Source organism: Parabacteroides sp. AM58-2XD, assembly GCF_003463685.1.
In the GTDB taxonomy this organism is placed as follows: Bacteria; Bacteroidota; Bacteroidia; order Bacteroidales; family Tannerellaceae; genus Parabacteroides; species Parabacteroides segnis.
The window spans coordinates 1-3671 of the sequence record NZ_QSDP01000199.1 but is presented as its reverse complement, the minus strand read 5'-3'; the positions used below and the strand labels follow the sequence as shown (position 1 = coordinate 3671).

The 3671-nt window shown below is 46.3% G+C and carries 2 protein-coding genes and 1 pseudogene; all 3 read right to left on the bottom strand.

Annotation, left to right across the window (positions count from 1 at the left end; translation table 11 throughout):
* Window positions 1-110 precede the first annotated feature (110 nt).
* Complete coding sequence (gene proB, locus DXA15_RS24655; RefSeq protein ID WP_128135799.1) at window positions 111-1193, bottom strand: glutamate 5-kinase; 1083 nt, start codon at window positions 1191-1193, stop codon at window positions 111-113.
* Between the two features lie 14 nt (window positions 1194-1207).
* A pseudogene (locus DXA15_RS24650) lies at window positions 1208-2862 on the bottom strand (AMP-binding protein).
* A gap of 80 nt (window positions 2863-2942) precedes the next feature.
* Window positions 2943-3497 carry a helix-turn-helix domain-containing protein gene (locus DXA15_RS24645; RefSeq protein ID WP_007654110.1) on the bottom strand — a complete coding sequence of 185 codons (555 nt, stop codon included), beginning with the start codon at window positions 3495-3497 and terminating at the stop codon, window positions 2943-2945.
* Between the last annotated feature and the right edge of the window lie 174 nt (window positions 3498-3671).

The window sequence follows — 3671 nt, the reverse complement described above, 5'->3', positions numbered from 1 at the left end:
TTGAGAGGGGGCAGGGGGTGTGTAATAATTTGCGTGAATGGCGGAAGATAACACACCCCCTACCCCCTCTCAAGAGGGGAGTGATTACTACCGGTCGCTATGTTTAGTCTCTAATCCAGATACAGATAGTCGTAATGTACCAACGGTTTTATGTCGCGCTGCCCAATCAGCTTCTTTGCTTCATTGCTGTCGTAACTGGTGCAGCCGACACCGAGTTGGATGCCTTCTTCATTGACAATCTTTATGATGTCGTTCTTTTCAAACTCTCCTTTAATGGCTGTGACGCCGACTAATAGAAGGCTTGTTGCACGTGGGCCGGTCAATGCTTCTTCAGTACCTCTGTTGATATGTATCTCTCCTTTGGCAAAGCCTTCGGAGTGGGCGATCCATTTCTTTACGCTGCTGACCGGCTTGGCCGCAGGAATGAAACGGGTACATATTTCCGTACTTCCTTTAACCAACAATTGGGGCAAAATGTTTTCCTTTTTCCCGTTGGCAATAATGACGGTTATGCCTTCGTCGGCAACTTTCTGTGCAATGTTGCATTTAGTCAGCATGCCACCCCGCCCGAACGAGGACTTACTGGTTTGTACGTATTCGGAAAGGTCCTGTTTCCCGCCGTCTATTTCGCGGATAACGGTAGAGGCAGGATCGGCTGGATTTCCGTTATAGATGCCGTCGATATTACTCAGGATGATAAGTGCATCCATCCCCATCATGGTGGCGATCAGTCCCGACAGTTCGTCGTTGTCCGTAAACATCAGTTCTGTAACGGATATCGTATCATTTTCGTTTACGATCGGTATCACGTTGTTGTCGAGCATCACTTCCATGCAATGTTTCTGGTTGAGATAATGCGTGCGGCTACCGAAATTCTCTTTCGTAGTGAGCACCTGGCCACAAGCGATCTTATGTTCGCGGAACAGTTCGAAGTAACGGTTGATCAGTTTGGCCTGGCCTACTGCGGAGTAGAGTTGGCGGGCTGAAACGGCATCGAGCTTTTTGCCGGGCTTTACCTCGCTTCTTCCGGAGCTACCGCTCCCGAAGAGATAAACAATTTCAACTCCCTTCCGGTGTAGTTCGGCTACTTGGTCGACCAGTGCTGACATACGGGTGACGTCGAGTGAGCCATCCTTCCTTGTCAGCACATTACTTCCTATCTTTACTGCTATCCGCTTAAACTGATATGCCATCTTTGCGTTCACAGTTATTTATTGTCTTTATCCCTGATCTCTACGCGACGGATTTTACCGCTGATGGTTTTCGGTAACTCATCGACAAATTCCACTACACGCGGATATTTGTAAGGAGCCGTCACACGTTTCACGTGATCCTGCAATTCCTTAATCAGGGCTTCGCCTGCCTTTTCTTTATAATCGTTAGCCAGTACGATCGTTGCTTTTACTACTTGTCCGCGTATTTCGTCCGGCACACCGGTGATAGCACATTCTACCACGGCGGGATGTGTCATCAGGCACTTTCCACCTCGAACGGGCCGATACGGTAACCGGAGCTCTTTATCACGTCGTCGGCGCGGCCAACAAACCACAGATAGCCGTCTTCATCGCGCCAGGCAACGTCGCCGGTATAGTACATGCCGTCGTGCCAGGCTTCGTGAGTCAGTTCGGCATCCCGGTAATATTCTTTGAACAGTCCGATAGGCTTGCCGCTGGTCGTGTGTATCACGATTTGTCCCTGTTCGCCGTCTTCCGCACGGGTTCCGTCCGGACGGATCAGGTCGACATCATATTGAGGATTGGGAACACCCATAGAACCGGGTTTCGGTTCCATCCAGGGGAAGGTTGCAACCGTCAGTGTTGTTTCTGTCTGGCCAAATCCTTCCATCAGCTTGATACCTGTCAACTTATAGAATGTTTCGAATACGGCTGGGTTCAGTGCTTCACCGGCAATCGTACAATATTGTAGGGATGACAGATCATATTTGGTCATATCTTCACGGATCAAGAAGCGGAAGATTGTTGGAGGTGCACATAAAGAAGTGATTCTGTAATCCTGAATCATCTGCAACATATCGGCAGGTGTGAACTTCTCATGATCGTAAACGAAAACAGTCGCACCGGCGATCCATTGTCCGTATAGTTTTCCCCAGACGGCTTTTCCCCATCCTGTATCGGCAATCGTCAGGTGAAGACTGTCGCGGTGCAGGTTATGCCAGAAACTACCGGTCACGATATGTCCCAGAGGATAAGTGAAATCGTGTGCCACCATCTTCGGATTGCCTGTCGTGCCCGATGTAAAATACATCAGTGAAATATCGTCATTGCTGTTCGGATGAGATGGACGGATGAATGGGGCTGCATTCTCGATCCCCTTATGGAAATCTTCGAAGCCTTCCGGTATTTCTGGGCCGACAGAGACTAATTTCTCGATAGTCGGAGAGTCCGGCATGGCGTCGATAATATGTTTGGTAATGATTTCTTCGCCGGCGCAAACGATCATTTTTATATCGGCTGCGTTATTGCGATAAACAATATCTTTTTTAGTCAGCAGGTGAGTTGCCGGAATAACAACCGCTCCTAACTTATGCAATGCGATAATCGAGAACCAGAATTCGTAACGGCGTTTTAGGATCAGCATCACCATATCGCCATGTCCGATTCCCAAAGACTGGAAATAGGCAGCCGTTTGATCGGTGTATTTCTTCAGATCTGCAAATGTGAAATCAATATGTTCGCCCCGGTCGTTTGTCCAGCACAAAGCTTTTTTGTCGGGTTCTTCAGCGGCCCATGCGTCTACTACATCATATCCGAAATTAAAGTTCTCGGGTACTTTTATCTTGAAATTCTTTATAAAATCTTCCTGAGACGTAAAAGACGTCTGATCTAAGAATCTTTCTAACATAATTTATTTATTTAACGGACAAGGATAGTTGTCGCTTTTATAATTAATTGTCAGCTCTCGCTTGTCAACTGTCTACTGATTTATAAAATGATTGCCAGAAAACTGACTTTTTCTCCGTCCAATGCTTTCATGCCGTGTGGCAGTTCGGAATTGAAATATATGCTGTCTCCTTCTTCAAGGATCAATTCCTTATTATTGATCTGCAAAAGCATACGTCCTTTCAGTACGAGGTTGTATTCCTGTCCCGGATGAGAATTCAGATAAATGGGTTCTTCTTCGGATTTCGGATGAACGGTAACCAGGAACGGATCTGCCTTGCGTCCGGCAAAACCGGCTGCCAGCGATTGATACTTGTAGGCCTTGGTACGTTCAACGGCAATACCTTTTCCTTTACGGGTAATAAAGTAAGTGCTCATTTTAGGCTCGTCACCGAACATAAGTGTGGTAAGTTCCACTCCGTATGCCTGTGATATCTGGTGTAAGACACTGACTGAAATATCGACATTGCCGCTTTCCAGTTCCAGATATTGCTCTGTGGTCAGGTTACAGACCTTGGCGATTTCTTCAGGAGCTATCTCCAATGCATCACGAAGACCGGCCAGGCGCTCCGCTATCTGTTTTATCTGTTCGTTCATCTTCTGTAGATCGTTTATAGATTTATGTTGCCCCAAAGTTATAAATAAAAAAGCAAAATGACTAGAAAAATGGGGGATAGAATGTTATTTAGATATTTTCTTTGGAAAAGCAAATGTTAAATCTTATATTTGTTTATGTATAGGCTTGAATTTGTTATTGTTAACTCTGGATCT